The sequence below is a fragment of the Nitrospira sp. genome (assembly GCA_037045225.1).
GTDB lineage: Bacteria > Nitrospirota > Nitrospiria > Nitrospirales > Nitrospiraceae > Nitrospira_A.
Map to the genome: position 1 here is coordinate 2,160,284 of JBAOHZ010000009.1, position 24,804 is coordinate 2,185,087.

General features: G+C 57.2%; 22 protein-coding genes and 1 tRNA gene. 2 read left to right on the forward strand and 21 right to left on the reverse strand.

The annotated features are described in order from the left end of the window. Positions 1-6: 6 nt before the first annotated feature. The 8 genes from V9G17_10960 to V9G17_10995 form a co-directional block, all read right to left on the reverse strand. On the reverse strand, positions 7-234 hold the full coding sequence (locus V9G17_10960) for a hypothetical protein (protein ID MEI2753111.1): 228 nt from the start codon (positions 232-234) through the stop codon (positions 7-9). Between the two features lie 284 nt (positions 235-518). After that, on the reverse strand, positions 519-1,784 hold the full coding sequence (locus V9G17_10965; GenBank protein MEI2753112.1) for a P1 family peptidase: 1,266 nt from the start codon (positions 1,782-1,784) through the stop codon (positions 519-521). Positions 1,785-1,828: 44 nt separating this feature from the next. Beyond that, a complete protein-coding gene (locus V9G17_10970; protein MEI2753113.1) occupies positions 1,829-3,226 on the reverse strand; it encodes an MBL fold metallo-hydrolase in 1,398 nt (465 codons plus the stop codon). After that, a complete protein-coding gene (locus V9G17_10975) occupies positions 3,223-4,080 on the reverse strand; it encodes a TIGR00730 family Rossman fold protein (protein ID MEI2753114.1) in 858 nt (285 codons plus the stop codon). Before V9G17_10975 ends, V9G17_10970 begins: the two co-directional genes overlap by 4 nt. 66 nt (positions 4,081-4,146) lie before the next feature. Further along, the gene (locus tag V9G17_10980) at positions 4,147-4,569 is read right to left on the reverse strand and encodes a hypothetical protein (GenBank protein ID MEI2753115.1); all 423 of its coding nucleotides are present in this window, start codon (positions 4,567-4,569) and stop codon (positions 4,147-4,149) included. 4 nt (positions 4,570-4,573) lie between these two features. After that, complete coding sequence (locus V9G17_10985) at positions 4,574-4,954, reverse strand: hypothetical protein (GenBank protein ID MEI2753116.1); 381 nt, start codon at positions 4,952-4,954, stop codon at positions 4,574-4,576. Positions 4,955-4,991: 37 nt separating this feature from the next. Beyond that, positions 4,992-5,510 carry an N-acetyltransferase gene (locus tag V9G17_10990; GenBank protein ID MEI2753117.1) on the reverse strand — a complete coding sequence of 173 codons (519 nt, stop codon included), beginning with the start codon at positions 5,508-5,510 and terminating at the stop codon, positions 4,992-4,994. Further along, entirely contained in the window at positions 5,507-6,133 is a 627-nt protein-coding gene (locus V9G17_10995) for a DUF502 domain-containing protein (protein ID MEI2753118.1), read from the reverse strand. Before V9G17_10995 ends, V9G17_10990 begins: the two co-directional genes overlap by 4 nt. 142 nt (positions 6,134-6,275) lie before the next feature. Between V9G17_10995 and V9G17_11000 the strand changes: the two genes are divergently transcribed. Further along, positions 6,276-6,572, forward strand: coding sequence for a Trm112 family protein (locus V9G17_11000; protein ID MEI2753119.1), 297 nt, complete (start codon positions 6,276-6,278; stop codon positions 6,570-6,572). 503 nt (positions 6,573-7,075) lie between these two features. Here V9G17_11000 and V9G17_11005 read toward each other — a convergent pair. From V9G17_11005 to V9G17_11015, 3 genes are all read right to left on the reverse strand, one after another. Then, positions 7,076-7,315, reverse strand: a complete 240-nt coding sequence (locus tag V9G17_11005; protein ID MEI2753120.1) for a hypothetical protein — start codon at positions 7,313-7,315, stop codon at positions 7,076-7,078. Positions 7,316-7,372: 57 nt separating this feature from the next. After that, positions 7,373-7,741 (reverse strand): hypothetical protein, encoded by a 369-nt coding sequence (locus V9G17_11010; GenBank protein ID MEI2753121.1) that lies wholly within the window; start codon positions 7,739-7,741, stop codon positions 7,373-7,375. Between the two features lie 84 nt (positions 7,742-7,825). Next, positions 7,826-8,155, reverse strand: a complete 330-nt coding sequence (locus V9G17_11015) for a hypothetical protein (protein MEI2753122.1) — start codon at positions 8,153-8,155, stop codon at positions 7,826-7,828. A 283-nt stretch (positions 8,156-8,438) separates the two neighbouring features. On the opposite strand from V9G17_11015, the gene V9G17_11020 reads away from it, so the two are divergent. Continuing rightward, positions 8,439-8,513 (forward strand) — tRNA-Gly (locus V9G17_11020). A 6-nt stretch (positions 8,514-8,519) separates the two neighbouring features. Here V9G17_11020 and V9G17_11025 read toward each other — a convergent pair. The 10 genes from V9G17_11025 to V9G17_11070 all read right to left on the reverse strand — a co-directional run bounded on the left by V9G17_11025 (position 8,520) and on the right by V9G17_11070 (position 24,003). Next, a complete protein-coding gene (locus V9G17_11025) occupies positions 8,520-9,593 on the reverse strand; it encodes a tyrosine-type recombinase/integrase (protein MEI2753123.1) in 1,074 nt (357 codons plus the stop codon). Beyond that, positions 9,580-9,891, reverse strand: a complete 312-nt coding sequence (locus tag V9G17_11030) for a helix-turn-helix domain-containing protein (GenBank protein MEI2753124.1) — start codon at positions 9,889-9,891, stop codon at positions 9,580-9,582. The genes V9G17_11025 and V9G17_11030 overlap by 14 nt, the downstream gene beginning before the upstream one ends. Before the next feature lie 42 nt (positions 9,892-9,933). Beyond that, entirely contained in the window at positions 9,934-10,938 is a 1,005-nt protein-coding gene (locus V9G17_11035; GenBank protein MEI2753125.1) for a replication initiation factor domain-containing protein, read from the reverse strand. 145 nt (positions 10,939-11,083) lie between these two features. Further along, a complete protein-coding gene (locus V9G17_11040; GenBank protein MEI2753126.1) occupies positions 11,084-11,332 on the reverse strand; it encodes a hypothetical protein in 249 nt (82 codons plus the stop codon). Positions 11,333-11,675: 343 nt separating this feature from the next. Further along, the gene (locus V9G17_11045; GenBank protein MEI2753127.1) at positions 11,676-13,142 is read right to left on the reverse strand and encodes a hypothetical protein; all 1,467 of its coding nucleotides are present in this window, start codon (positions 13,140-13,142) and stop codon (positions 11,676-11,678) included. A 59-nt stretch (positions 13,143-13,201) separates the two neighbouring features. Continuing rightward, the gene (locus tag V9G17_11050) at positions 13,202-14,059 is read right to left on the reverse strand and encodes an IPT/TIG domain-containing protein (GenBank protein ID MEI2753128.1); all 858 of its coding nucleotides are present in this window, start codon (positions 14,057-14,059) and stop codon (positions 13,202-13,204) included. Positions 14,060-14,186: 127 nt separating this feature from the next. After that, entirely contained in the window at positions 14,187-14,447 is a 261-nt protein-coding gene (locus V9G17_11055; GenBank protein MEI2753129.1) for an RHS repeat domain-containing protein, read from the reverse strand. Between the two features lie 261 nt (positions 14,448-14,708). After that, positions 14,709-15,515 (reverse strand): hypothetical protein, encoded by an 807-nt coding sequence (locus V9G17_11060; protein ID MEI2753130.1) that lies wholly within the window; start codon positions 15,513-15,515, stop codon positions 14,709-14,711. A gap of 31 nt (positions 15,516-15,546) precedes the next feature. After that, positions 15,547-17,622 carry an RHS repeat-associated core domain-containing protein gene (locus V9G17_11065; GenBank protein ID MEI2753131.1) on the reverse strand — a complete coding sequence of 692 codons (2,076 nt, stop codon included), beginning with the start codon at positions 17,620-17,622 and terminating at the stop codon, positions 15,547-15,549. A gap of 660 nt (positions 17,623-18,282) precedes the next feature. Beyond that, on the reverse strand, positions 18,283-24,003 hold the full coding sequence (locus V9G17_11070) for an RHS repeat-associated core domain-containing protein (GenBank protein MEI2753132.1): 5,721 nt from the start codon (positions 24,001-24,003) through the stop codon (positions 18,283-18,285). Positions 24,004-24,804: the final 801 nt, after the last annotated feature.

Sequence of the window (24,804 nt, forward strand, 5' to 3'; positions counted from 1 at the left end):
GTGCGGTTAGACGCCTGGATTCATGCGCTCAGGGCGCTCCGACGCAAGTTTCTTGTAATAGCGCCACATATACGAATGGTAGTCATCAAGCTGGGCGAGCAAGTAATGGAGTTCGGTCGGGTCCTGGGTTTCCAGTGCCTGCGTCATGCGTGTTTGTAGAAATTCTGCGAACTTCCCGTTCTTTTCGAGCGCGGTCAGAAGTGTAAGGCCACCTCCGATAGAATAATCAGCCATAGCCCTCCGTATGACATACTGACAAGCCAGAAGGATAGCTGTGAGGCCTTACAAAAGCAAGGTGCCGGAGCCGCAGAGGGGAAGCTGGTGCGTGGCTAGCCCGCAGTATTCATGAGCGCTGCTGCAATTGAGGATGCGCAGGTGCGACCAGCCTGTCGTCGGGTGGGCTCGCCGCTCGGTCGGTCGGCCTCCTGTTCAAGGATGCTTCTTCCATCACGGCTCCGTGCGCCCATCTCGTTGCGCGACTCCGCCAGTTCGAGACGAACCACCCTGAATCATGCGGGCTAGGGACTAGGTGCGTTACCGGCGGAGAGGATCTCTCGCAGGCGAGGGATGGAAATGGCTTCTGCCCGAAACCCGTCTCGCCCGATGACGGTGGTGGCTGCGGTGAGCGCGTTCAGAATCGCTTCTTCAGTGGCCTCCACCGTGGCGGTGATTACCGGATTGAGGTGGGTATCGGCCAGATGAGTGAGTGAAAAGGTGGGGTCGGACGGGTAATGAGGGATGACGTTGCCGGTGGAAAAGGCCAGCATGAAATCCCCGCTCCCGTGGCGGGCGGTTGAGCCGGTGCGGGCGAGTCCTAATGCGGCTCGTTTTCCGAGGCGGGTGAGTTGTCGGCTATCCAACGGCGCATCGGTGGCAATGACGATAATGATCGACCCTTCGGCGTTGCCGCTGCTTCCTTCGCGGGGGGCGGGAAGGGCACTCGAATTTCGCTCCAGCGACAGGCTCGCTTGCGGGCCTGCGGCGTCGTAGCGTTGCCCAACCGGCACCCCGCCCATGGTGAGTTCGGACCTGCGGCCATGGTTCGCATTCACCAAGACCCCGATCGTAAATCCTCCATTGGCATCCGGGATTCGCCGCGAGGCCGTGCCGATGCCGCCTTTGAATCCATAGGAGATCATGCCGGTTCCGGCTCCCACGCTCCCCTCCGTGACAGGGCCTGATGACGCCTCATTCAGTGCCCGCATGACATCGGTTTCCGAGACGTGGCGACCCTGAATGTCGTTTAATCGTCCATCGTCGCATTCCGCCACGACGGGGGTCAGGGTGTCATCGGTAATGCCGATGCCGGGATATTGCGTGAGCATCCAGCTGATGACGCCATTGGCCACTCGGGGCACGTTGAGGGTGTTAGTCAACGCAATGGGGTATTCGAGAAAACCCGATTCCGCGACCCAGGACAGTCCCGTCATTTCACCAGTGCCGTTCAGGACGAAGGCTCCTGCCGGGACTTTCTTGCGCCACACATCGTCGCGCGGCACGATGACCGTGACGCCGGTTCTGACCGGTCCCTGGCCGGGTTGCAGAGGGCCCTCCCCCTGGGTCAGCGTCACCTGCCCGACTTTGACGCCCGGCACATCGGTGATGGCATTCAGGGGGCCCGGTTGAAATTGTCCGAGGTTCAGCCCCAAGGCGCGCGCACGGACTCGGCCCTGGGTCACGGCATCGGGCGATCCGTCCAGGCTCCAGGCCGGAGACGCACAGGCAGCCACCAGGATCACGGCGCAGGACAGGACTGCATCGAGGCTCGTTCTTGAGAGATTCATGTCTGCCGATTTCCTCCGTGAGTGGGTGCGCCTCAGACGCGGGGCTAGATCTCGTAGGTGCTGTCTTTGGCCGGAACGACAACAGCCATGTTGGGGTGTTCGGTCTGAATGGCCGCGCCCAGCGACAAAGCTTGTTTTTCTTCTCCGTGGACCACGAACACTTGTTGGGGGGCGGGGGAGATCGCTCGCACATACGCAAGCAGATCGTTCCGGTCCGCATGGGCCGACAACCCGTTGAAGACCACCACCTGGGCTCGGCGTGGGGTCGGAACCCCGAAGATCGGCACGATATCCCATCCTTCGACCAGTCTGCGGCCCAGCGTATGCTCAGCTTGAAATCCCACGATGGCGATGATGTTGGCTTCGTCCTGGATGGCATGTTTGAGGTGATGCACGACACGCCCTCCTTCGCACATGCCGGAAGAGGCGATGATCACACAGGGACCCTTCAGTTCATTCAATCGTTTGCTTTCTTCCGGCGAGGAGACATAGCGAATATATCGGGCCGCAAAGGGATCTCCTTCTGACGTGAACGTACGGAAGGTTTCTTCGTCGTAACACTCGGGGTGTTTTCGAAAGACGTCTGTGACCTTCGACGCCAGAGGCGAGTCGATATAAATCGGGAGCGGGTCGATTCTCCCCTCAGCCACCAATCGTTTGATCCGCATGACCAGGTCCTGCGTGCGTCCGAGCGCGAATGCGGGCACGATGATCTTGCTCTTCTGTTCTTTGGCATGGGCGACCAGTTGCTGAGCTTTTTGAGTCAACGCCTCCCCGGCTTCTTCGTGCAGGCGGTCGCCGTAGGTGGATTCGATGATCAGCACATCACAGCTTGGCGGCGGAGTGGGATCACGGAGGATCGGCATTTGCGAGCGCCCGAGATCGCCCGAAAAGAGCACCGTCGTACTATTGCCGCGCGCGGTATATTTGAGGCGAATGGCGGCGGATCCCAGGATATGGCCGACGTCGTGGAAGGACGCGGTGACGCGTGGGGTCACCTTAATCGGGTCGTCATAGCGGGCGCCGACGAAGCGACGGATAATGGCGCGGGCATCGCGGCTTTCGTAAAAGGGTTGGAGGCAGCGCTTCCCGCGCCGCTTTTCCTTCCGATTCAAATAGGCGCAGTCGTTTTCCTGCAGGCGGGCAGAATCTTCCAGCATCACGGCAGCAAGATCGGCGGTCGCACGAGTCATGTGCACCGCCCCGCGAAACTGATGTTTGCCCAGTACGGGCAGGGCTCCGGAATGGTCGATGTGGGCATGTGACAAGAGCACGGCTTGGATCGAGCGCGGGTCGAATCCCAGCAACCGGTTTTGGCGATCGGCTTCCTGGCGTTGCCCCTGAAAGAGTCCGCAATCCATGAGGATGTTGCTGCCGGGCATTTCGAGGAGGTGCCGGCTTCCCGTCACGGATCGTGCGGCCCCATGGAATGAGAGTTTCATTGGGTGGTAGGCCCTCCATGGTTCCGGTTGATGAGGTCCCAGGCTTGCTGCGCCGTTTCTGCGAAATGGAACAGCGAGAGGTCCTTGGGGCTGACGAGCCCCTCTTCGATCAAGAGCTGCCAATTGATGAGCCGCTCCCAAAACGCTTGTCCCATCAAGATGATCGTGATGTTGCGCGTTTTGCCGGTCTGGAGCAAGGTCAACGTCTCAAAGAGTTCGTCGAGTGTGCCGAACCCGCCAGGAAAGACGACCAGGGCTCGGGCGCGGAGGAGAAAATGCATCTTGCGGAGCGCAAAATAGCGGAACTGAAAACAGAGGTCCGGGGTGATGTACGGATTCGGTTGCTGTTCGTGAGGGAGCGTGATGTTGAGCCCCATCGATTTCGCGCCCACGTCCGCCGCGCCACGATTGGCCGCCTCCATAATCCCAGGGCCTCCGCCTGTGACGATCACGTAGTCGCACTGCCCATCAATCTGGCAGGTTGAGGACACCAGCCGACCGAACTCCCGAGCGACATCATAATACCGCGCGAGCGCAAGACGCCGTTCAGCTACGGCGAGACGTTGCTGGCAGGCTCGATCGTCGGGGAAGGCCGCTAATTCTGCGGAGGCTTGCTCAAGGGCTTGGCGCGCGCGCGCGGGCTCGAGAAGTCTTGCACTACCGAACACCACAATCGTCGAGTGAATACCTTGCTCGGTTTGTATCAATTCCGGTTTGAGGAGCTCCAACCCGAGGCGCAGTGGGCGGAGTTCGTCGCGCTGGAGAAAGTCGATGTCGCGATCGGCAGGGATATATGAGGCGGACGAGCCAGGGGTCTCTTGGCTCGGTGAGTCGTCGGAAGAACCTGCACCCATGAGCGGCATTATAACCAGATGTACGGGAGGCAGCAATTCATCGAGGTCGACCTCTCGGCGGCGGGATCAGAACGGATAAGGAGTAAATGGCGGCGCAGGGCGGTGACGTACGAAGGCCTGGTGGGTCACGATCCAGTTGTTGTCGCACAGGAGCTCAAACGCATCTGTGCCCAGGCCGGAGCGTGAGAAGATGAGGTCGGGATCCACCGGCGACCAGGGTTTCAGCAGCCATCCGAAATTCACCCGGGAATACTTGGCGTCGAGGAACCGGTAGGTCACGAGGGTTCCGGCTTCCGCATCGGTCATGGAGTCCGGTGCCCCCAGCGTGGCGATGACATCCGCCAGTGTGGTGCGGCCTTCCGTGATGAAGGCCACCGAGTCTGACGTCAATGGTGTATTGATCGTGAGGCGAGCCACGTTACAGCCGGACAGGGCCGCCGCAAGGATCAGGGGAAAAAGGAGTGTGAGGGAGCGGTTCCAGGACATCACGATATCAGTCCCCAAACGGCCAGAAACGAAATTCCAGTCCCTCGGTGCGTTTTGACGCGATCACCTCTTCGACTGTTCCCTCGCGGGCGATCACCACAAACAGATCGTCGCTTTTAATTGAGGCACGGGAAAAATTAGCGATGATCAACAGCAGGCTGCCGACCTTCGCATCGTACCGGTAGTATTGAAAGAGGTCTCGCCCGTTCAATTGAAGGAGTCGGTCGGGAGCGCCGAGGAGAGCCAGGACCTCAGCCCTGGTGGTGACACCTTTTTTGATCAGGTTGACGGTTTCGGTCTTAATCTCGTCGCCAAGCGTGCCGCGGCTGAATGCGCAGGCATTCAGCGTCAGTATCATCATGGCCAGGAGCATACTCACTCGTCGCATGTGTGATCCTCCTTCTGCAGATCTCCATCGGGCGGGCTTATGCTTGGTCGCCGGTGGTATGGGTCTTGGGTAGGACAAAGTCACATTCATATACGTGGTAGCCGGATGGTGTGAGTCCGACTCGCTCATACACGGTCTTGGCGATGTGGTTGTCGCCCTCGACATACAACCGGACACCGCACACCCCGGATTGTGATCGTGCCCACGTAAGGATCCTGTCATGCAGGGATCGGTAGACACCCTTGCGTCGCCATGCGGGGTGCACATATACGCTTTGGATCCACCAGAACTGAGCGTTTCGCCAATCGCTCCATTCGTAGGTGATGAGCAGTTGTCCCACGATTACTGTATCGAGCGGAGCAGCTTGCCGCAAGTCTGCGACGTAAAACCGGCCGTGCTGAGGCTGTTCGAGGACCGCCTGAGTTCCCTGTCGCAGGAGTGTCTCATCGAGCGTTCGTTGTTCAGTCTCCTGTGCCATGGCGGCGCTGAATGCCGTGAGTGTGTCCAGATCATCCAGGGTTGCCGGACGGACGGTGAGGTGATCGGCGAGGATCATGACGCGTTGCGTGTCGGCGCTGTGAGCCAACCTGGTAAGGGGCGATACAATCCTGCGGAAAACTCCAGCTTCAATGCCTCTTCCGGCAGCAGGCTCAGTGGACGCAGCTGTGTTTTGGGGATCATCGCCAAGTATCCGGTGAAGGGATGAATGGCGGTAGGGACGAAGACCATGACCAACTCGACCATCGGGGCGATCTGAAGTGCCGGTGGCGGCGGGCCCATGACGAATCCTAGCGCCCAGAGTCCGTCGCGGGGGAAGGGGAAGGCCACGACGGTACTTTGCCCGAAGCGTGCCCGGTAGTTCAGCAAGTCCGTCATGCCTTTGAGCGTGAGATAAATACTGCGAATCAACGGAATCCGTTCGAGGACGGTCTCGGTCCACCGTACCATTCGTTGTCCGATGACCTGTGTCGCAATCGCTCCGATAGTGAGTACCATTCCAACGAGCAGCAAGAGGCCGAGGCCTGGGGCGTAGGGCTGGATTTGCCGCCCGATGAGATCGAGCAGGAAGGAGTCCAGTGTTTCGAACAGTGCGGCCAAAATGAGAAATGTCGTCCATGCCGGGAGCAGCACGAGGAGTCCTGTGAGGAAGATGCGTCCGAGCCGATGAGAAGAAGTCACGCCGCGTCCCGCTATTGGTGAGTGAGGGAGGAATAGGTCATTTACGATAACAGAACGGGGTTGGATTTGGTATCTTCTTGATCTAGCGGCTCATTTGGACTATCTTCCCCATAACCATTCAGTCACCCGCTCGGGTGGGATTGTGAGAGCTACTGTGAGCGATGCGCTAGGGAAAAAGGCGAATGTAGATAAGGACCTGTTGGCCATTTTGTGTTGCCCGGAAACGAAACAAGCCGTGACGCTTGCCGACGATCAGTTGATTCAAAAGGTGAATGGCGCGATTGAGCGTGGGACGCTGAAGAACAAGGCGCAAAAGCCCGTCACCGAAAAACTGGATGGAGGATTAATCCGGTCCGACAATAAAATTCTCTATCCCGTACGAGAAGACATTCCCGTCATGCTGATCGACGAAGGCATTCCTCTGGAGCAGGTTTCCTAATTCCCCTTCCTCAGACTCGTCCTCTTCGACGTGAGCCTCCCTGGCCGGTGTGCGTGCATTGCCACGGGCAGTGCCGATCCCCATTCATCTACGGTGTGTGACCTGAGTGCGCGCAGTCCTCATGCGCCTGGCTGTGGATTCTGACGAGAATGGCTACGGAGTCAGCAGTCCGCCCTCGGCCGACGCACTTTCCGTCTTTGAGCCGGTTGAGGTTCCGCATTGAGCGCAGAGGTATTCGTAGAGATTGCCTGTGGGCAGGACGAGCAGCAGGCGTTGCCGGGTGGGCGTCGCCTGGCGACATTTTCCGCAATATAGAAGGGAGGCGTTAAACGAATCATATTGATCCGTTGGGCGGTGCCCGGACTGTGAAGGTGCAGGGCGCGACCGTGTGGCCTGTGGAGGCCAGTTGGGCGGTGAGGGTCTGTTCGAACGTGACTGCATGATCGCTATTTTACTGAGGGAGAGGGATGTGGTGCAACCTGGAGAGGTCTGCGTGGTTGAATTCAGGGATGGCCGATCCGCTGATCCTCAGGGGGTTCCGTTTCCTCGGCGTTTCTGCCGCGAAAAATCCACCAGAGTGAGCGAATGACTTGCACCACAACATAGAGCGCGATGCCCGAGAGTAATCCATAGAGCCACGCTTTGCTCCAGGGCCACAAGTCTGGCGCGTGTAGCACCACGGCAAGGGCAATATGGCCTCCCAAGCCGAGGCACACGGCGAAGATGATCCACTCACGGGCCATAGTCGCCCTCGGAGGAGGCCATAACGAAGGATAAGCCTGGAGACAATCGACAGGCGGTTACACGGAGGTTTTGGCGGATTCGATCTCAGTTGCCGTGATCAGGCTGGACAAATAGTCCGCCACGAAGGTCAAGGCTTCCTCGCGTCCGTCGGCTCGTCGGCCTTTTTCACGCCGCTGTACGGAGAGCTCATGATCTAAGTCCGATTTCACTTCCGTCAGGACACGTTGCAGTGTCGTCGGAGTGATGTTGGCATCCATGTCCTCGAGCTCCTGGCAGCGGTCCAGCACCCAGTTCAGGCCCTCGATCCGCCCCGCATAGTGTTCTTGCTCGGCGGTGTCGATCCGAGACATCGTGGTCGCGAACGTTTGGGCTTCGTACACCAGATTATAAAAACTCGTAACAGCCCGTTGTAGCGTGGGATTCATAGTGCTCCTTGGCTCATTGAGAGGTTCTCGTGATTATACCTGAGATTGGGGGCCCGACAAGATTTTTTTTTGTTGGGCTGTGACTTACGTGAACAGGAGGGAGTGAAACTCGTTCATGAATCCATAGTACAGCGGAGCAAAGTCTTTCAGGCTGTCTGGGCTATTCTCTTTCAACCGCTTGAAGAAGAACACCTGCGCACGTGGATCCAGTTGTTCAAGCAGACGGCTGAGTTGTGCCATCGAATAGCTGCCGGCAGGAACGCTCAGGATGTAGTGAACCAGTCGCTCGACAAACTGCTGCTCGACATATTCACTTGTCAGTAGACCATCGGGAATCTTGCCCGAGGCGAGATACTCGTCGAAGGGGATCGCTTGTGCTGCAAAAGGAATCGACGGCTGCGGACGTGAGGTCACGCTGAGGTTCCCTGGTTGATGAGAATAGTGCGGAGCGTCATTACAATCACTCTACTCAAGCTCAGAAGGTCCGTCAAGTGGATAGAAGAAGCAGACAGGTCTGAGTCGAAAGGCTGATCAGCGTAGGGAAGAGGGGGCCACCCGCCCATTCTGTCGATGGTCCGTTTTGATGGTGGCGCACCCCAGGAGTCTACGTAGATGGAGACAAAGATGATATTTGTGACTGGCGGCTTGACAGTCTTTACGCATGGCCGGTAGAATCCCGCTTCTTCGGTCGATGGATGCGGGAATAGCTCAGTGGTAGAGCATCGCCTTGCCAAGGCGAGGGTCGCGGGTTCAAATCCCGTTTCCCGCTCCAATTTTCTCAAGCACTTACACAACAGCCCCCGACGCTCCCACCCTCATTGTGATAGTTTTGTGATATCTGAGGGTGAACGCGCTCCAGAATCAACACTCCTTCTCTCAGACTCTCCGGCGAATGATGCGCGTAACGCTGCGTCATAGCCGCTGTTTTGTGCCCCAGTAAGCGTTGCACCTTGTACAGATCCACTCCTGCTTGTGCGAGTCGAGTGGCAAAGGTATGTCTCAAATCGTGAAAGCGAAAATCGCTCAGCGCTGCCTTCGTCGCCGCAAGTCTGAATGCTCGTGTAAGGTTTCGAGCGTCGAATAGCGTCTCTGCTGAACTCGCAAACACGAACGAGCCTGCTGTCTTCTTTGACGCCTTTCGCTTCAGCAATTCCGTTAACCGACCATTCAGTGGGACAGTGCGCTTCTCTCCATTCTTGCTTCGCATCACCACCAAGACCTGCCGATTGAGGTCAACGGCTGGCCACTGCAAGTTGAGAATCTCGCCTCGTCGCATGCCCGTGTTTAAGGCAAAGACAATGATGTCTTGCAGCCACGGTGCCGAATGAGCCAGTAATAGGCCCTCTTCATCTGAAGACAGCCACCGGTCTCGTTCGTTGCGCACTTTTTCCATGCAGACTCTTTGCATGGGATTGTCCCGACACCATTCCCACTCTCGGATAGCCACGTTGAAGCTATGCCGAACCAAGCCCAGTTCTTTATTGACGGTTGCTGGCTTGGCCGTCTCACGCCTCTTCGCCTTGTAGGCGGCAAGAAGTTTCGGTGTGACTTCTGCAAGATTCAACGAACCAAACGCACTTCGTAAATGCGTGAGGCATTGTTCGTCCCGCAGTCGGCTTGCCGGGGCCTTGGTGATTGATCGCTCTTTAAGGTATCGATCCATCATGTCGTTGAACGTATGGTCTTTGGCTTCCAACGTGTCAAAGAATCGGCCCTCGACAATCTTGACCCGTACTTTTCCCAGAATGGCATCAGCTAAGCGCCTGTCCGTTGTCCCTGTGGACCGCCGCACCTGCTGGCCCTGATGAATGAACGTCATCCACCACACTTTGTTACGTCTAAACAGCCCCATCTGCATCCTCCTTCCGGATGAGGCTTGACTGAATGGCTTCCCCGTGACGGGGAGTATAGACCTCGTGTTTTGCGGCTTCAATGAGCTGATCAAGGTCACGGGTGTCATGGTGAGTAGGCAGGGTGGGTGGCTTTCCAGGAGCCACATCAAAGCCACTCAGCCACGCCTGGATCGCCTCAGGTTCAAAGCGGACGAGGCCGTGAATGCGGCGGCAGGGAATCTTGTTCTCTGAGGCCCAGAGGTAGAGTGTGGATTCTTTGATGTTGAGCCAAGCCGAAAGTTCTTTGGTAGTGAGCATGTGCAGATCTACCGGGGGCGTCTCGCGACACCCCCAGTCCCCCTAACATGGACTGCCCGCGTTCCCGCCGGCAGACCGGTGAAACCGAGTAGGTCGTGTGAGCAAGTTCCGGTGTCGGTCTTTCCACCGGGAGATGCCCCTGACAATTTCCTGTAGTAGCCATTCTTCCCCTCCAGGGGTGGCACAAATGACCGCCAACATCGGCGTCAGGGTGTTGCTCACCCATCGTTTCACGTTCTGCAGGGTCTGCACCTGCTTCTCCTGGGCTAATCGCCCCTTCTGAAATCCCTCCGTCAGGAGGGCGTACCACTCCAGCATGGGAGCCCGGTACCGGTCTTCGTCTTCTGTCTCTTTGGTGATCTGTCGGAAATCCACATAGGAGCGAAGCAAGCCGACGACCAACTCCTTCCAATCGGCTTCGTCTAACGAGGCCAACGCTCTCGCACATTGTTCGGCCCGATCCTTCTTGAGCTCTAACTCCCACCGTGTCCCGTAGTCCTGATAGTTCTCCTGGCCTTTGCTCTGCAGTTCGAGCCGTTTATCATAAATGCGCAACAAGGTCTGGCTCTGCGGACTGCCGAAGTACATCGTCTCGCCGGTCGTTGCCCCAGTGCCGTGGGTCAGGTTGGAGACGATATGACGAACCTGAGCCGCCCTCGTGACACACTGGCCTGCCGAGACTGCTTCACGAATCGTCGAGACGGGAACCGTTCCGGCTCGGTCATCCAGGGCACAGTCGATGCGGGTGACGTGCCCTTGTTGAGCCTGTACCCACTTGAGCAGGGGTCGGATTTGATCCAGTGTTAAGGCGGACGCCAGGCCGCCCGAGAGATCCACATGGATTTCATTCGGGCGACGCGGCGCATTCGTGCCCAGTTTGCCGACCCCGCGCTGGCCGTCGGTTCTCATCCAGGACAAGGGATAGCCTCGGAAGCCGCCTTTGGCCTTGCTCCAGTCTCCGCCAAGCACTTTCATGGTCTCTTGGGGATTGCTGGCCAAGACGGTAAACGCCAGCCAATCAATCGTCAGAGTGAAGCCAGAATCCATAGAATCTATCGAACTCCTGTAATGAGCGCTGTGGGTAGCGCCCCCGTGTTACCAAGACGGGGGCCATTCCGCTCCGCGCCCCAGCCTGCCGGCATGCGGCGCGGACCGGCTTTGTCCATTAATAGGGAGACGGTTAGCACTGTTATTAGCGTCCTTCCTGTGTCGGTCGAACAAGCTTCTGTCGGACGACGCCAAAGGCTTTCTCGCCAACTTCTCTCGCCACAATCTTGATCGCCTCAGCTTTGCCGTCCATCACCATGCTCATGAGAACCGCGCCGCGCACATACTTGGAGACGGTCGTCCCTTCATCTGCTGCGCACCGTTCAATCAGTTTACGTTCTTGTTCGGTCACCTTGAATTGAAGCGTTTCGGTTTTGGTTTCGTCGGATTTCATGGCACCTCCATTAATGCAATATAATATATAGTCTAATTTAATGAGAAGGTAAAGTGCGAATGCGCTGTAATTATTAAGATAGGAAGCACGGGTAGCGCCCCTATTTTACGAACACTTGGGTGCGGGCCCATAATGGGCCAGGAGGTATCCTATGGGGGAACGGCAGAAGTTTTCAGCGGAGGACAAGCGTGAGATAGGCACGATGGCTGTCTCTCTGGGTCGTCCTGGATTTCTGGGCTTGTGGAGGGGTATTCGAGAATGTCCGGCAGATCCGCCAGCATGCGGTAGAGAGTGGGAGCACGAGGGTCGCTCCCGAGACAGGAATCTGCGGTGCGACCGTTGCTTAGTTCTCTGCATGCTGGAGGGCCTCGAATGCCGTGGCGACTCTCAGCTGATCCGCCCGTGATAGTTGATCCAGATCAACCTTCTTGCCATGTTTGGTCACCAATGAAGTGGAAGAAGTTTCGCCAAGCCCCGCTGCCATCATGACGTGGTCCACTTCTTCTCCATCAATGAGGGGGAACAAGCGGGCAATGGTCGGAGGGATATTGAAATTGGCATACACAATCAAAACCGAGACTTGGCTGGGAGTGAGCGTCACATTCGCGGTCGCAGTCGAGGAGGCAAAACTCCCACTTGAGGCGCCGCTCGTGACCGTCACCATGGGGTTGGAGGTCGTTGGTAAATGAACTTGCACGGTGAATAATGTCGGCACGGGGATATTGTTGGCAGTAAGTACGACCGGAACCAGGTTGCCAGTTCCAACCGGGAGCGTCACATCCGGCATCGTGGCGGACCCGATCGGGACCGGCGGCATAGCCACATCGGCAATCGAGGCGATACGCAAGCTCGGCGCGCTGATCAGCGGGGGCACGCTGGCAACCGTCACCCCAGTCGGCGCCCCCGGCGAGAAACCGGGCGTACTCGTTCCGGTGAAAGACAATGTGTTGGCCTCGACCCGGATACGGCCACTGTTCAAAAAATTGTAAAAACACGATGGCTGGATGCCAGGAGTGGCCTGCAGGGTTCCCGCACCGAGAATCTGTGAGGCCACTAATCGGATCGCCCCGCCGCTTCCACTTCCGGCAACCGTATTAAAAGAGCAATTAGCACCGAGCATTCCTCCTTTGCCACCGTTTGCCGTCACCGCCCCGCTGATGGTGATTTGGGTTGAAGATGCAATCACAATCGCGCCGCCCCCTCCGCCACCAGACCCACCGGCTATGGTCTGCCCCGACGTAGAATTTGCACGGGTTCCTCCTCCTCCGGACCCGCCGAAGAGTGGGACGAGCGATACAAAGGACAGATCGGCGCCATAGGTACCATGCCCTTGCGGAGCATTGTTGCACGTGCTGGAGGCACATCCCGGCCTCCCGCCTGGCCCTTGCCCAGTCGTTCCTGAGTCATTGGTCCCTCGCTGACCTCCGTTACCCCCAGCAAATCCGCCAGGGCCACCGAGGGCACCAAAATTTAATGTGGGACCACTGGTGGATTGAGGCACTCCATCGAACCCATTCACACTCACGGTTCCGGCAATCATGATATCGCCTGAGGCCAACAGGGTCACCCGCGTGTTGCTAGCATTCGGGGTAAAGGTGAGGGTGACACCGGCGGGGATGTTCACAGTCGTGTAATTCAAGACCCCGTCCGGCGGCAAGGCGATGGCCGTATTGGAGGTCGGGTTCAGAGCGCCCAACACTCCCGTGCTGCCGCTATTGAACGGCACTTGTGCCAAGGCCGATGGACTTCCAACCAATCCCCAGGCAAGGCAAGATAGCGCTAGGGTGATACCGCGTAGATAGCCATTCATAATCGACTCCTTGTGGTCAGTCATTTCAACGCATGAACAACAACCCTGACGGGCTTCTCTCATGGCAACAGCACGCTACCCTTCGCCACACCGAACGACGGACCGGTATGGGGCCCGTCGAGGAGGACGCTCCCCATGGTCACACTCGATGACGAACCCGTTGACGGCCCATGGCGAAACACACTTCCCTTCGCGACCGCAGATGATGACTGCGCGGGCGTGACAGTGACCGTCACGGCTCCACTGGTCGCCGTGCCACCAAGCGTGTCAACTGAGAAGGTATAGGCTTGCAGTGGCGCAGACGCCGGGACCGTCACATTCATGGTGATTTCCTGCGGGTTATTCCCCTGCACCACCGTGGCCGTGAGATTGGAAGGGGCGAACGTGATGACAGGGGTATTTCCCAGGTTAAATCCCCCGACCACAAGCTGAACCGTACTGCCTTGCGGGACCCTATTGGGCATGACGCTCACAATGACGGGCGGAATCAGCACGGTGAACGCCAAGGAACTGGTGGCGGTACCGTTCGTATTCGTCACCGTAACAGGGCCCGTGGATGCGCCAACCGGCACATTCACGACCAGACTCGTCCCCGTCGCCGAAAGGACGGTGGCTGCCACACCGTTAAACGACACCTGATTGCTCGAAGGCGGAGCAGTAAAGCCGAAGCCGTGAATGGTCACCGCTGTGTTCACGCGTGCGCTGCCTGGTGCAACGACAAAGAGCCCGACACCCGCACCAGTCGTCGTGAACCGTTGAATGGCGAGGAGATTACCGACCTCATCGTAGGTGTAGACCGCAACCTGTCCTTGCCCATCGATCACGCCCACCAGTCGGCCCAACTCATCGTAGAAATATTGCGCGGTGTCGGCAGATAAGGCCGTCGGCATCAAAAGACTCGCGCAGAGCAGAGTCATCAGGCCAAATCTCGCAACACTATATGAAGGGAACCTGTTCATTCGGCTGACCTCAACACGCCCTGTTCAAATTGAGCCAGACTATAGAGAATCATTTCTGGCACCAGCTTTGGCCCAATACGATATCCTAAGCGTACTGGTGCTGGTCCTTATCAAGATACGTCAGTGCCGTACGTCTTCCTGCAGCGTGGTGCTGATAACTTTCATGTCGGTTTGGCGCATCCGTGCACGTCTTCAACCGATCCATGTTGTCATAGTTATAAGTGGTGGTCTGGTTCTTCGCATCCGCGACGGTGAGGAGATTGCCGTTGGCCGGATCGTAGGTGAAGGTGGTGGTCTGACCCAACGGGGCGGTCTGATCTGGAGGGACACCAGCGTGGTAGTCCACACAACCAACTGCCAGCGGATTTCGAGATGAAGGAAGACAGCGGTGTGCGATTCACTGTCCACCATGCAAGTCATCCGATCATGACGCCCATCGAATGAGTCTGAACGATCCGGACAACGATCAGCCTGAGCTGCGGAGGGCTCAGACAGGAGAGTCACGACAAGCAACGGGGGCAGCCACCAGCCTGTGGATCGAATCGTCTTCGCCGCAACTGTCCACATATAAAAAATTTCTTCTTCCACCCACCCCATCCATCTCCCTCTACTGGGCAGGCGGGAGCAGCTTTTTTTTTCTCGTTGTTGTTTTTCTTTTCTGGTGTGTCCGTTCAAGGAGATACACAAACTTGGCTATTTCGCGATTTATTATCAGATTTAGTCGCTTGTTGAACTTTTCTCCAAGCGATGTGGTAACGAAGCGATCAAACCCTGTATAACCCGGATCACCCCCCAACCACGAGAATCGTTGTGCACTTCGTTCCAACATGACTCGAATCCCATCAAGAGCCGTAATCAGAGCTTGTATGCCATCTACACCATATCCGTATTGAATTCCCAAGCCAGTGATTCGGAAGGCACATTCCCAGTCACCGTCTTTGCTTCTTCGTGGTTTTCCCAGGGTTACCGTCAGATCCCTACTCCGCGCACCGGCTCTATTCAGTTGGCGTTCACCAATGATTTCACCGAACTGGTGCCTCATGGCTTCACCGAGGTCTCTAGCTTTTCCTGCAGAGCTCTGACCCGCTGGCTTTCTTTTTCTGTGATCTAACGGCTTCATGAGTTCAAACGTTCTGAAAATTGACTCGTCATCGTCCCAGGTATGCCTGTTGCCATCTGCTTGGCGAATCCACACAAGTGTTGGATTGTCTTTTGCCCCTGGCAATACTGTCCAAACCTCTCCTGCCGGATGGATTTTCCCAGTAGGTTTTCCTGTGTGGTCTCTAATTACAATTCTTTTCTTGATTCGAAGTCGGTCACCCGCTTTCAGGCCGCATCTATATTTTTTTACCGGATATGCCGAAACAAATTCGTATCTTTCTTTCTTGTTGCCACGCCGCCGCAGTTTGCCCATTTCAGAGTTATTCCCGAGTTCGATTTGTTTTCTATTCTGTTTTCCTCTGACCAAGGTCGATTGTGTCTAGATCAGGATCACCAGCCTCAGCGGGATCTGCCAATTCGAGGAATATCCCGAGCCCGATTCCGCCAACCTTTCCTGCTTGCTTGGCAAATTTCAACCACTGCTTATATGCTTTGCTTACCTTTAGAGACTGTATCTGATTTCGGGTCAGCTCAGGCGGGGTTGCCCCCTTATGCGGTATCGGCTTCAACGTCTCGGCATCATACCGGCCTTGGGGCAGGTCGAAGTGAGGTCCACCGTGTCTGTACGGATCGAAATGTGGCTCTTGCTGTTTGCCTGCTAGACCATGCGGGTCCACCAATATTGTTGGGATGCTCCAGACGTAGGCGTAAAGATTGGCATCTCCTCCGAACAAACCTATCGGGTCCTCAGAAACGAATCTCTGTAACTTTGGCGAGAGGTATCTTGCTCGATAGTAATACAAATCGTTGCCATCGTTTTCGCGACCGGTGAATTGGAATGGATTGGAAAAGGCTGGATTCGCAGATTGCGTTTTTCCGAACGGGTCGTAGGTATACTGAACGGCAGAGGAACCGGCTTGATTGGTCAGCGCGAGCGTACTGCCTAACCCATCGTAGATGGAGAAGTAGGGCCCGTCCTGTCGTAAGAATCCGAACATTTCATCGATGTTGAGGCTCCGAAGATACGTCGTCCCAACCGCCCCGCCCTTGATTTCAGCAACAATGTCATTCCTGTCATAGGCGAACTGTGCCGCCTCGCCCCCGATCGCTTTACTGATCCTTCGGCCCAATGAGTCATACGAAAAGCTGGCGGTTGCACCCCCGCTGATCCCGGCGAGACGATTCCGCGCATCCCAGGTATAGCTATTCATGCCGTCATTCGTCAGATTGCCATTTTGATCATAGGTTAGCGTGGCACCAGCAAACGAGATCTGTTCGTTCGCCACATCGTAGGTGGCCGAGTGGACCGCTTGCGGCACGAGGCTCGCTGTCCCGTTTGCTCTCGTGAGACTGGTCCGATTTCCCGCTCGGTCATAGGTGTAGGTCAATGCTTCGATCAGTCCGCTCGGGCCATTGTGCGTAATGTCCGTCAGCCGTGACGCCACATCGTAGGCGTAACTCGTGCTGGTCCCATTCGGATAGGTCAGACTCGTTCTGCGATTCGCGTTGTCATAGCCCAGGCCTACCGTCAATGCCCCTTGCGCGACCTGTGTGAGGCGTGATGCGGCGTCATACTGATAACCCACCGGGGCCAGCCCATTGGCTGACATCGAGGTGCGGCGACCCAGCACATCGTATTGATAGGCGACTGCGCCTTGGCCGGTGATTTCTTGGATCAGTCTGTCCAAGCTGTCGTACCTGAAGTCGATCGCGCCCGCACCGGACGCGGTGTCCGCAGCAAGGGTCAGCCGCCCTATGGCATCGTAGCTGAATCGTGTGGTGGCATCGGGATAGGTGGCTTGGATGCGGCGGTTGAGGGGGTCGTATTGAAAGGTGGTCTGTTGGCCTTTGCGGTCGGTGAAGGAGGCGAGATTGCCGGCGGGATCGTAGCTGTAGGTTTCAGTACGGTTGAGGGCATCCTTGCGCGTCTTGAGCCGATCCATGCTGTCATACGTGTATGCCGTGGTCTGGTTCTTGGCGTCCGTGACCGTGAGGAGATTGCCGTTGAGATCATAGGTGAACCGCGTCAGCCCCTGTCTGGCATCGGCGATGTCGGTCACGCGGTTCAGGCCGTCATACCGAAACTGGGTGATGAGCCCGCGAGGATCGGTGAGGCTGAGCAGCCGACTGACGACATCGTAGGTCCGTTGCGTCTGGTTCCCCAACGGATCCGTCGTCGTGAGGAGATTGCCATGGACATCGTAGGCAAAGGTCGTCGGTGGTTCGGTGGCGATGGGACCTTGGACGGACGTGGGCTGGCCGACGTTGTTGTACCCGATCGTCGTCACATGGTTGAGCGGATCTTTCACCGTCAATAAATTTCCGTTGGCCGGATCGTAGGTGAACTCGGTGACCTGATTGAGGGCGTCTGTGATCGTCGTCACACGATCAGTTGCGCCCACGCTTCCTTCGATACTCATCGTGTGTCGTTCAGCTACGGCCATCATCGGAAATCCAGCCTGACCCTATTTTCTGTCCTCTGACTTGAGAGCGCGATATAGACCCCATGCAAGGAATGGCGGCAGTAGGATAGGAACTCCAAAAATAAACATGAGATGAAGACCGCCCGCTAGATCAGAACCAAACGTGCTCTGAAATGCGTGATACTGGTGAGTTTGCCTGCCCTCAATGGTAGGTCCGGTATCAAACCTGCGGTACTCCTTTTCGCGAGCAGATCCTGGCGCCAAGTCCAGAAAAGACTGTGATTCCACCTGAAACCCATAAAATATGAACCACCATAGAGTCCCTAGAATAATGGAATAAATAAGACTAGCCGCAACACGCCTGCCCTCCATCTCCTTCAAACCAACTATTCTGTACAAGCAAAAGATCTGAAAGATCATGATCAGAAACCAAGGGACAACGTAGAACGGGAAGCTCATGTCGTGCGCGTATGCCAATGTGGGGCATGCAAACAGAAGACCGCTTAGAATTCCAATGACACAGATTCCTTTGGGGTCGTTACTCTTTAAGCGTATCTCTGCGAATTGCATTTCGGTTCCCTGAGCGAATGGTCCTGTGCTCAGTCCTCCTACTCTTTCGTCTTACAATTTGTGTTTTACACTCTTGGAGTCAGACATCTATTTATTGCAACTCATTGAGCCAAATTTCAGCACTGAATAATCTCCGCTAGCCACAGCGCTCATTAATCCAAGAGTTTCTTCTTCAAGTTCTGGCGTTATGTCCTTTACACCCTCACCTCTTTCCCCGTGTTGAGTGGCACCTGGTCCGGGCCAATATTGGAAGCCCCGATGAAGAGGAGAGGTTGAATCCATTACTGGGTGCAATGCTCGTCCCAGATGGAAATAAGCGAGATCTGGCGAACCGTTGTTGAGATAGCGCCTGAACAAATCCATTTGGTCTTTAACAAAGCCGCACATTTCCCTAAAGGCCTTTTTCTTATCTCCGCTTAGAGGGGTCATCGCGTGCTGTGGAGCATTCCCTGGCAACTGGCCTGCTGGCAGATCTACGCTCTGACTCCCCTGTTTCATTTGAGCTAGAAGTTCATCGGAAATTTCTCCGAATCTATGTTCCAAAAACAGGCGATGCGCCTCTGCGCTCCACAGGCCCAAAGGGTCTGAAAACCTCAGCGGACTATTCGATGCGTAAGAATATAGGTTCAAGCTTTTCCCGCTAAAGCCAATTCTATCCTCGTTCATAAACCGCCCCAAATTGGGCGAGTAGTACCGTGCACGGTAGTAGTAGATACTTGCCAAATCATTTTCGCGACCGGTGTACTGAAATGGATTCGAAGACGCACCGCTTGACGTCGTTCGACCAAACGGCTCGTAAACATAGCTGGTCGTTCCCGTGGAACTGCTGTTACTGAGCACCATGGTACTGCTGAGAGAATCTGTGTGGTAATGTTCGTTCCCTGTTGCGGTCTGCCTGATAAATGGCTCGTCCAGATTTAGGCCACGGAGGTACGCGGCTCCGACTGCTCCGCCACTGATTTCGGCAACGATGTCATCGATATCGTATTGAAATTGTGTGGCCTGGCTACCTATCGTCTTACTAATTCGACGTCCTAAAGAATCGTAATTGAAAGTCGCCGGGGCGTTGCCACTGATGCCAACCAGCCGATTACGGGCATCCCAAGCGTATTGCCGCAACAGCGTCCCTCCGTTGTCTTTTTCTTTCTCTAAATTCCCATTGGTGTCGTACTCAAGAATCTGACCACCAAAGGATGTCTGCTCATTGGCTGCGTCATACGTGGCAGAAGCCACGGCAGACGGAAGCAATGATGCGGTTCCATTGTTACGTGTCAGGCTCGTGCGATTCCCCGCCGCGTCGTATACATAAGCCAGATTCTCAATCACGCCACTGGGCCCTTGATGCAGAATATTCGTCAGTCGCGACGCATTGTCGTAGGTGTAGCTCGCGGTGGTGCCGTTGGGATATGTGAGACTTGTTCGGCGCCCTGCCGCATCGTACCCCAGACCCACGGCGAGCGACCCCTGCGCCACTTGTGTGAGGCGTGATGCCGTATCGTACTGATAGGTCAGCGGCGCCAATCCATTCGCCATCATCTGCGTTCGACGACCGAGCACATCGTATTGATAGCTCACCGTCCCCTGGCCTGTTGTCTCCTGGATCAACCGGTCCAGCACATTATAGGCAAAGTCGATCGCGCCGGCTCCCGGAGCCGTATCCGACACGCGCATAAGCCGTCCCACGGCATCATAGGTAAATCTCGTGGTCGCATCGGGATAGGTCGCTTGGATACGGCGGTTGAGCGGGTCGTAGGCAAAAGTAGTCTGTTGACCTTTGCGGTCGGTGAACTGACTGAGATTGCCCGCGGCGTCATACTGATAACTTTCCTGCCGGTTCAGCGCATCCTTCCGGGTCTTGAGGCGATCCATTTCATCATAGGTATACGTCGTCGTCTGATTCTTGGCATCCGTGACCGTGAGCAGATTCCCGTTCGGATCGTACGTGAATCGCGTCAGCCCCTGCCGGGCGTCGGCAATATCCGTCACATGATTTAAGTCGTCGTAGCGGAACTGCGTGACGAGTCCGCGGGGGTCACTGAGGGAGAGGAGCCGCGAGACCACGTCATACGTCCGCTGCGTCGCATTCCCCAACGGATCAGTCGTGGTGATGAGATTACCCACTGCATCATAGGCGAAGGTGGTCGGCGGCTCGGTCGCGATCGGCCCTTGCACCGAGAACGGCTGCCCAAAGCCGTTGTACGTGATGCTGGTCACATGGTTCAGCGGATCTTGCACCGTGAGGAGATTGCCGTTCGCCGGGTCGTAGGTGAAGGCGGTGATGTGGTTAAGGGCATCGGTGATCTTCGTGGCACGATTCCACGTGGGATGGTACTCGAACCGGGTGGTCTGGTTGTTGGGATCGGTGATCATGATGACGTTCCCCGCAGCATCGTAGTCGAAGGCCGTGATCCGACCCAAGGGGTCGGTGGAGGTGACGACTTGATTGGCCGCGTTGCGCTGCACCATACTCGTCTGGCCTAGCGCATCGGTGACGCTGGTCCGATAGCCGCGGCCGTTGAAGCGTGTCGTCGTCACATGGCCGCGCGGGTCCACGACGGTTGTCTCCGTGATCGTCCCGCCGGTTACGGTATAGCCCGCTTGGAAGTTCTCCCAGGAATCGATGGTCGGACAGGGCACAAATGGCAAGGTGACTGAGACGACGTTTCCCGTCAGATTGGTACAGCCACCGCCGCTCGAACTTGCTCCGGTCAGCTGATACCGAAATCGATAGTCACTGCCGTCGGCTTGAAGTTGCCGCAACACACGGCCGCTAGGACCATAGAAGTTCTGAAGGAATACCACCCCGGTGGGATCGGAGATCGTCGTCAGCCGATTTGCACTGTCGTAGGTATAGCGGGTGGTGCCTCCTTGCGGATCCGTGACTGTGGCCAGGTTCCCCGCTGCGTCGTAGGCATACACCACGGCTCGCCCGAGAGGATCGGTGACATGTGTGATGCGATCCAAGGCGTCGTAGGCGAAGGTCAGTTGGCGGCCATCCGGTCCGGTGATCGCCGTGATGCGCTGGCCGCTCCACACGTTGGTGAGCGCGTTTTGGTTCCGATCGATCTGTTGGGTCAGCCCACGGGTGAGTTGATTCACCGAGGCGCCGAATACCCACCGTGCCCCATCTTTCCAGCGCAGCGTGGGAATTCCACCGGGCTCCGTCAACACCGCTCCCTGCATGAGTCCATCGGTCGTATTGCGAAACGCTCCGTCCGGTTGCTGCGTGAACGCAAATCGACGGCCGTCGCCCACGCGTACGATACGCTGGTTCCCTTGAATCAGGACGGCCATCTGTGCCGCATGCGTCGTGCCTCGTCCAAACGGGCCCGTCACAGTGCCGTTGGTCTGGTAGGAGCGGGTGAGTGCGATCGGCAGACGGCCTGGGAGCATCAGGTCGGTTTTCGTGACCATGAGGAGTCCGGTCGCCAAATCCACCGGATCGCCACCAATGTCGCCGCCTGGGCTCGGCGCGCCTCCGCCAAAATAAAATTGGCGGGCCGTTTCTAAGATCGCGGCCATATTGATCCCGCAGCAAAAGCGCGGCTGCCCATAGGGCTTCCCGGTGGCGGGATCGATATCCGGCACAATCTGGCTGCCGTCGGTCGACACCGTGCCCGTGCCGTACTGCGCCCACTGATTGGGCCGGGAGCCGTCCGGTGCTTCGTCGAAATACCACAGTTCCGCCTGCGCGCCTGGGGGCAGGTCAAGGTCGTTCGGCAGCGTCACAGGAATCGGTTCAGACGGTGTGCCGCCTCCAACTTTGTCGAAGTAGTCCATATAGGCGGCTCCGGCGACACGATCGGCGGGAGGCGGGGGAACCGGCAGACGGTCCATCGGCACGCGGCGCACGGACATCTGGGTGTTCGGCTGGCCATCCCACCCGACAATCGTGACACCAGCTGGAATGCGCAATTGGAAGCCAGGCAGGTCCGGATCAGTGACAAGGCGTTCGACGGCACTATTGGCAATATTCACCAATCCCGTCGTCTTCTGGAAGTGCAAATAGGGAGTGTACCTGAGCGCATTGGCTTGTCCGGCGATGATGGTGACGGTGAGGGGAATCGCCGGCAAATTCTTACCCGGCGTGGATGCCGGCGTCCCATCGATCAGCAGGAGTTGATTGGCACCGGCCAGTGGATTCTGCAGGAGGAAATTTCCGCCCTCATCGGTACTTACCTGCGCACCACCTACTGTAATGAGCGCTCCCTTGACCGGTTCGGCATCTTCATTCCGAATCTGACCGGACAAGGTGGTCAACCCGGTGGCCAACACTTGCACGTTTACCGTCACGGACCGTGGCGTCGCCACACCATCAATCGCACTCGTGGCGGTCATCGTGATGGGATAGGTCCCCGCCGGTGTCGTCCCACCGGTGGTCAATGTGAGCAGGGTTGCCTGGCCGGACGCCAGAGCATCTGACGAGAACTGTGCGGTCATTCCCACCGGAAGATTCGCCACAGCCAGTGCGGTAAGCGTACTGAATCCATTGGTGCCGGTGAGGCCAACTGAGAAGGAACCTTGGCCGAAGGCTGGAATTGTGAGCGGATCAGGCAAGGCTGACACCGTGAAATCGGGGCTCACGATCGTGAAGCCCTGCGTACTCGTTGCCGTACCTCCTGGCGTGGTGACCGTGACTAGGCCGCTCGTCACGCCGGTCGGGATCGTGACGACCATGGTGGTTCCGGCGCTGTTGACCGACGACACAACCACCGGCCTCCCACCGATCATCACCTGATTACTCGCTAAGAGCGGATTGAAACTGGTCCCGGTGAGGGTTACCACAGTTCCGACCGGACCAGTCGAGGGACTAACGCTGGTGAGGCTTGGTGACCCGGGTGCGACGGTGATCGTGCTCGTCGCGCTGGTACCGTTCAGTGAGGCCGTGATATCGGCCTGACCGAGTCCCACCCCGGTGACGGCAATCGGGGCACTGAGTTGGGTAGCTGGAACCGTGATGCTGCCCGGCACCGTGGCCACTGTTGGAGTGCTGGACGCCAGCGTCACCGCTGTGTCGGCCGTTTGCACGGCGTCAAGGCTGACCGTCAGGGTTCCGGTGCTACCCTGAAGCATGGACAGCGTAGCCGGTTGAAGACTCGTGATGGTCGGGGCCGGGATCACGGTGAAGCTGGTCGCACTGGTGGCCGTGCCGGCAAGAGTCTGTACCGTGAGGGAACCGGTCGTAGCCGTGGGTGGAATGACCGCTATAAGCGTCGTCGGGCTGGTCACCGTAAACGTGGATGAGACGCCGTTGAGGGTAACTGTCTGGACATTGATGAAATTCGTGCCGGTGACCGTCACGGATGTCCCCGGCTGGCCGCTGGTCGGGGCGAAGCCGGTAATGGTGGGCATGGCGGGGCTCACGGTGACTTGGCTAGCTGCACTCCCGCCATTGAGCGTAGCGGTCACGGTTGTCGAACCAGCAGCGATGGCCGTCACGGTGATGGATACAGTGGGTTGACCGGCCGTAAACAACACGGAGGCCGGCACGGTGGCCACCGCGGGATTCGCGCTGCTCACCATCAACGATCCGGCGGCAGTGGGCGCTGGCGCTAAGGTGACGGTCAACGTGCCGGTCGTACCGGCTGCCAGGTTCAGCGGATTCGGCGTCATGGCCGCTGGCTGAGACCCGGCGCCGGTATCCAAGACACTGATCGTGAGAACGCTTCCGGGTGCGCTGGTGAGGCGGACTTCGAGTGTATTGTTCGTTTGCAATGTGACGGCCCGGTCGATCACCGCGACGTTTTGACCGAAATCGTTAGGCCCGGCAATCTGGCTGCCGTTCAGCTTGATGGTCCCAGAGGACACCCGCTTGGTCCCGTCCGCATTGCCATTGACGATGTGGATGGTATACGGGGCGGTCGTGCCCGGCCGGCAATGTGAAGGTATCGGTGAACTGGTTAGGTGCCCCGGCGGTGCGGGTGTATGTGGTCGGCCCGAAGAGGACCATCTGAGCCTGCAGGACGCCGACTCCCAGGCTCGACAGGCTCATTGCGAGCAGGGCTGTGAAAAGCGTGGTCACGATCGCGCGGCGTCTCATCGACCCCTCTTCCGGTGGCGGCCGATTGGCGCGGCACGAACCGGTTCGCTCGAATGACTACGTATGAAGACTGTAAACGTATACAAGAATGTTACTGTCTTGCCAATACGGACATATGGCCCTAGTCACGCTTAATCCCAGTATTTCCTGGCGGATGATTGCCAACAGCGTCACGGGCGGAGGTGGCGAGGGTGACGGAGGAGCGGGATGATTTTTAAAGAATGGCTACATACTTCGCGAGGGCGTCACAATGAAGTAGAAGATGATCTCACGATGCCGCACGCGGTTCCCGTTCGGCCGATGTGTACTGGGTACGGGATTCGCCTCGTGGGGATGACAGCTGAGCCACGCGATCGGTTTGGCAGCGAAGCGAATCCGTTCATTGGTTGAATAAATGGTCGGGCATCTGTTGACAGATTGTGTTCCACGACAGATCAGCAGTCCTTCTTGAACTGCTCATGCATGCCACTCAATCTCTGGGAGCCAGTCCGCATCAGTAATGGCAGCGCAATTTACGACTGTCTCTGTTCCGTCCGAGCAAGGAACGGCCACGGTGTATCACTTACCAG

Coding starts and splice junctions, on each gene's coding strand:
- V9G17_10960 (MEI2753111.1), bottom strand. CDS start 234: ATGGCTGATTATTCTATCGGAGGTGGCCTTACACTTCTGACCGCGCTC.
- V9G17_10965 (MEI2753112.1), bottom strand. CDS start 1,784: ATGAATCTCTCAAGAACGAGCCTCGATGCAGTCCTGTCCTGCGCCGTG.
- V9G17_10970 (MEI2753113.1), bottom strand. CDS start 3,226: ATGAAACTCTCATTCCATGGGGCCGCACGATCCGTGACGGGAAGCCGG.
- V9G17_10975 (MEI2753114.1), bottom strand. CDS start 4,080: ATGGGTGCAGGTTCTTCCGACGACTCACCGAGCCAAGAGACCCCTGGC.
- V9G17_10985 (MEI2753116.1), bottom strand. CDS start 4,954: ATGCGACGAGTGAGTATGCTCCTGGCCATGATGATACTGACGCTGAAT.
- V9G17_10990 (MEI2753117.1), bottom strand. CDS start 5,510: ATGATCCTCGCCGATCACCTCACCGTCCGTCCGGCAACCCTGGATGAT.
- V9G17_11005 (MEI2753120.1), bottom strand. CDS start 7,315: ATGGCCCGTGAGTGGATCATCTTCGCCGTGTGCCTCGGCTTGGGAGGC.
- V9G17_11010 (MEI2753121.1), bottom strand. CDS start 7,741: ATGAATCCCACGCTACAACGGGCTGTTACGAGTTTTTATAATCTGGTG.
- V9G17_11025 (MEI2753123.1), bottom strand. CDS start 9,593: ATGGGGCTGTTTAGACGTAACAAAGTGTGGTGGATGACGTTCATTCAT.
- V9G17_11030 (MEI2753124.1), bottom strand. CDS start 9,891: ATGCTCACTACCAAAGAACTTTCGGCTTGGCTCAACATCAAAGAATCC.
- V9G17_11035 (MEI2753125.1), bottom strand. CDS start 10,938: ATGGATTCTGGCTTCACTCTGACGATTGATTGGCTGGCGTTTACCGTC.
- V9G17_11040 (MEI2753126.1), bottom strand. CDS start 11,332: ATGAAATCCGACGAAACCAAAACCGAAACGCTTCAATTCAAGGTGACC.
- V9G17_11045 (MEI2753127.1), bottom strand. CDS start 13,142: ATGAATGGCTATCTACGCGGTATCACCCTAGCGCTATCTTGCCTTGCC.
- V9G17_11050 (MEI2753128.1), bottom strand. CDS start 14,059: ATGACTCTGCTCTGCGCGAGTCTTTTGATGCCGACGGCCTTATCTGCC.
- V9G17_11060 (MEI2753130.1), bottom strand. CDS start 15,515: ATGGGCAAACTGCGGCGGCGTGGCAACAAGAAAGAAAGATACGAATTT.
- V9G17_11065 (MEI2753131.1), bottom strand. CDS start 17,622: ATGAGTATCGAAGGAAGCGTGGGCGCAACTGATCGTGTGACGACGATC.